Consider the following 4343-nt stretch of genomic DNA (forward strand, 5'->3'; position numbering starts at 1 on the left):
ACCGCCTTTATGGCCTCGAACTGAATTCTGCACAGTTGGAGGAGTTCTTCGCGTCGCGACGCGAAACGGTAGAGGACGTGCGAACGGCCGAGGATGTTGTCGTCAGCACCGTGGGACGCGAACTCTACGAAAAATTCTTCCGTGGCTACACCAGAAAGCAATGGGGCGTGGATCCGAACCAGCTGAGCAAATCGGTGACGGCACGAGTGCCGACCAGAACCAACCGCGATGACCGATATTTCAGCGACAGCTTCCAGAAGATGCCTGCCGGCGGATACACGAGGATGTTCGAGCGCATGCTCGACCATCCGAACATCAAGATCATGCTGCAGACCGACTTCCGCGAAATTCGTGACGAGATACCGTTCAACCGCCTGATCTATACCGGCCCGATCGACGAGTACTTCGGCTGGCAGCTGGGGCGTCTTCCTTATCGTTCGCTCCGCTTCGAGCACGTCACCCTCGACCAAGAGCAGTTTCAGCCGGTTGCCGTCGTCAACTATCCCCAGACGGAAGATTACACCCGCATCACCGAGTACAAACATCTGACCGGCCAGCAGAACGCGCGGACCAGTCTGACCTACGAATATCCCACCGATATCGGGGACCCGTACTATCCGGTGCCGCGGGCCGAAAACGAAGAGCTCTTCAAGCGCTACGAAGCGCTTGGCGCAACCTGTCCCGACGTGTGGTTTGTCGGTCGACTGGCAACCTACCGCTACTACAACATGGATCAGGTGGTCGGGCAGGCCCTGGCAACCTTCGCCCGCATCCAGAAGAGCGTCCCGGAATGGGCGAGCGCGGGGAAGGCGTCGTTGGCCCAAGGGGCGCTGTAGCTCGCCCACCCGGACGTACCTGGGAGCATCGAGCGTGGCAAGGCGGCGCCGACAGGCGCTCGCAACATCCCTCGTGCCGCTCATGTATTAACGCGTCAGGTTCGCCGTGAACAAAGCTCGCTGGCGGGCCAATTCCTCCGCGATGGGCTTGCGGACGTGCCGACTGCCGTCCGCCTGGACGACCGAAAACAATCCCACCTCCGCATGCCGCGAATTGTCCCAGCCCGGATAGGCGGTTATCGGATATAGGCAAATACCTTCGATCGGCGCTTCGAGGTCAATTGCGGCACGCACCTCGTCGCAGACATAATGGAGCCACGCCGCCCCGCCTGATCCCTCGGAGCCGGTCTCGGCGATGAACATCGACTTGCCATATCGATGCGCGACCTCGATCAGCATCTCGGATAGGGCACGGTACTCGTGGTGCCCCATGGGAATCGTCGGCCCGTTGAGGTACCACTGATTGTGCGGGTAGAAATTCAGGCCAACGACATCGACAACATCGTCGCTGCCCCCCAACTCAGGCTCTGCCCGGCCCAGCAGCATGTCGTAAGCTTCGAACTGTCCGAGACGGGCATTTTCAGCCCGACGCCGTTCGGTCCGCGTCCGGTCGCGAGGGGCAATGTGGATAAGCGGCTCGGCCCAGACAAATCTGCAAGCGGGATCGACCTCGCGCATCGCGCGAACGCCAGCTATTGCAGCTCTCACGAGGTGCCTCTTGAACCATCCCCGCTTCTTCGGGCCAACGCGCGGGAAATAGCCAACCTCAACAGCCCAGGCGAAAAACGAGATTTCGTTGATCGGGCACAACAAAGGCGCTGTACCGGCGATTGAACGATGAACCCTCACAGCTTCTGCAGCGAACGAGGCATAGGCATCGATGAAATGCATCGACCCTTGATCAACGTGGTCTGGACATCCGTAGTGGAAGATGTCCCAGATGACCTGGACACCTGCCGATTGCGCTGCTTCGACCATCGGCGTCCAGCTTGACCAGTCATAGTTTCCAGGAGCGGTTTCGATGAGGTGCCAGCGCAACCCGTCGCGGACGGTACGAAGACCGAGTTCGGCGCAACCGCGGTAGTCGCCCAGGGCGTGCAAATAATGCGAGGTCGCACGGATAAGATCGAGGCGGACGCCGTCCTTGCGCCGGTGCGACGAGCACTCAAAACCAGCCATGAAAAAACTGGCGAAGGGCGACGTGCCCGCAATCGAAGTCACCTCATTGCCTTCGCTGTGTCGTGCTTCGCTCATACGAAGTCTCCTGCAGGCATTTGGGCTCAGTCTCGGCTGCCGAATGCAGATCGAAGCAGCCATGAGCAATCCGGCTGCCGTATCTCATCCGCCAGGCTGCACTTTCGTCCTGTGCTTAACGGGATGGTTCCAAACCGGATGATCGAGCCTTTGTTCCCGTCGACCCCGTCAGAGGCAGACAGCAGCCAGGGAAGAAGCTGCGCGAGGCAAGTCGGGGGTCAGGCACATGCCGTGATCGGATCATCCAACGCTCCGACGAAGGCAGGCGACAGTCCGTTCAAATTTCGACTTTCCAATATCGATCATGCAGGCGAGAGGGACGCGGCCCGTCGCGTCAAGCCGCTCCATCGATCTTTGCCGGCAGAGCGTGCGCCATTCAGCTCAAGCGGGAACATCGGCTACGTCAGCAAGTTTGATCGCCATAGCAAGGGGCCGCAGGGCGGGCGCGCAGATGAGACATCTGGTCAAGGAAATCCTGGTCGAGATCGCTGAAATCCTTCCAGCGATGGCTCAAAAGGGCGACAATTCGGCCGAAGCACTGCCTGTCCATGCGCCGAACTTCCCCCACGATCTGGAGCCGGTTATCCGGGCAGACCCTTCCTGCGAGGTGCCATCGCAACGCGCCGACGATCGGCATAAATCAGTCGCAGTTGAGCAAGCCGCAAGCTGTATGGAGGGATACGGCGCCGGCTCGGATGATCTTACCTTTGCCAGTCACTGCAGATGAATCCACGGTCAAGGCTCACGCCTCTGACGGGGACCACGCACGGCGTCGAGTGCCGAGCGAACGGCTTCAACGTTTGAGGTGTGGGGCCGGGCTTACGGCCTGAAGATCAACGGCGGTTGGCCTGCGCCTCTTCATCGCGCCATCGCTTCGGTCCCCCTGCGCTACGCGGCACAGTCGCGCGTGAGCCAAACCGTACCCACGGGTCAATCTCTTCTCCCAAGAAGGCCGCGCCATGGAGGGACCAATAGCGCGGCCCGGCCGAGGTATGACCCACTAGCCTTCGTCGGATGCCAGTGACAATATCCCACCAAGCGCCACCTGCAGCAGTTCCCTTGGACGGTCCTGTTCTGGCAATGAGATGATCCAGCCATAAGGTGCGCGGCTCAACAGCCTCTACCCCGTAGCATGTCTTTAAAGTGGCTTCTTCGAAGTGCGCTCCGGAGTGCAGCAGCCACATCACACGGGTTTTGTCGTCGACGCTGCCTTCTAAAGGCGCGTGGTAGCGGGAGCAGTCATGACACCCTCCGATGGGGCGGAAGCATGTTCTTCGCTCACAGCCGGCGGAGCCCAGAAACTACCGCCGCGAGAGCAATAATATTTTCAGTCGAGATCATGTGACCGGCAGAAGCGTTCTAGTGCCTCTCTTTCAGAAATCGGGCTTCACGAAGCAGCGAATTCCAATCCGTGCCGATAAGCTTGATCAGACCGCGCGCATCCGGCTCTGAAATACCGACTTCTTCAGACAGACGTCGGGCAAGCAATTGCTGATTGCCCTTTTCGACTCGGCCATCGCCATCCTTTTTCATTGGGTTCCTCCTTTGGGAAGCCAACTTGCGGAATGACCTTTCGTTTCACGAAACAAGAAAAAAGCCCGCGTCCGATTCGCGGCAGCGAGGATAGCGCCATTCGCTAGGGACTGTCGCAGGCGGTGCAAAGCAGGTCCACCTGGGGCGATCCAACACCACACACCTTCGATAACGTACGCAAACCGGTCCCAACAGAACCTGCGCGAAACCCATGCAAGCCGCGCCGAAACGCCCCGCAGCCCCTCAGAATTAATGGGGATTGGCATCGGTGGTGTGTTTTGGGACGTGGGCGGTCAGGGGGGTCTCCTGACCCCCATGTTGAGGAAATGCTTCGGTCCGGGGCCGCCACGGTCCTCGAACGTAGCGACTATGACGCCAGGGACTGGTATTTCAAGGGCCGCTATGGGAGATGGTCCAAGGGCGCGGGATGCTCGGATCAAAAACCGCGGGAACGCGGCCGTATCTTCTTTGATCACTGCCTGATGAACATGCCCGTATAGGTCTGGCCGGCGAGCGTATGGGTTGCGGTCAGCGTGCCGTCGGGCATCATCCTAAAACTGACGTCCGCGCCATTCGGGAGGCGCCCCAGCTTCAACGTATTCCCTACAATTTTTCCTTCGCCCGCGGCCTCACCCGGATTGTCATCGCTCAGAATTCCCCATGCGTAGGTTACGGTCACCTTTCCGTTTGAAGAAACAGATTGAACAGACAGTTTACCTT

Annotated in this window: 4 protein-coding genes and 1 pseudogene; 2 read left to right on the forward strand and 3 right to left on the reverse strand. The window is 59.4% G+C overall.

The features are described from left to right. Window positions 1-836 (forward strand): UDP-galactopyranose mutase (locus EN991_RS25105; RefSeq protein WP_127369770.1); only part of this gene is annotated, 836 nt, incomplete at its 5' end. Between the two features lie 87 nt (window positions 837-923). Here the strand turns inward: EN991_RS25105 and EN991_RS25110 are convergent. Beyond that, the gene (locus EN991_RS25110) at window positions 924-2153 is read right to left on the reverse strand and encodes a beta-glucosidase (RefSeq protein WP_245461073.1); all 1230 of its coding nucleotides are present in this window, start codon (window positions 2151-2153) and stop codon (window positions 924-926) included. Window positions 2154-2541: 388 nt separating this feature from the next. Between EN991_RS25110 and EN991_RS25115 the strand changes: the two genes are divergently transcribed. Continuing rightward, the gene (locus tag EN991_RS25115) at window positions 2542-2817 is read left to right on the forward strand and encodes a hypothetical protein (RefSeq protein ID WP_013525127.1); all 276 of its coding nucleotides are present in this window, start codon (window positions 2542-2544) and stop codon (window positions 2815-2817) included. Window positions 2818-3449: 632 nt separating this feature from the next. Here the strand turns inward: EN991_RS25115 and EN991_RS25125 are convergent. Both EN991_RS25125 and EN991_RS25130 read right to left on the reverse strand, forming a co-directional pair. Then, window positions 3450-3623, reverse strand: coding sequence for a hypothetical protein (locus EN991_RS25125; RefSeq protein ID WP_013525125.1), 174 nt, complete (start codon window positions 3621-3623; stop codon window positions 3450-3452). A 472-nt stretch (window positions 3624-4095) separates the two neighbouring features. Next, window positions 4096-4343 (reverse strand): annotated as a pseudogene (locus tag EN991_RS25130) (hypothetical protein); the annotation flags it as partial.

The sequence above is a fragment of the Mesorhizobium sp. M7A.F.Ca.US.005.03.2.1 genome (assembly GCF_003997795.1).
GTDB classification, from domain to species: domain Bacteria; phylum Pseudomonadota; class Alphaproteobacteria; order Rhizobiales; family Rhizobiaceae; genus Mesorhizobium; species Mesorhizobium ciceri.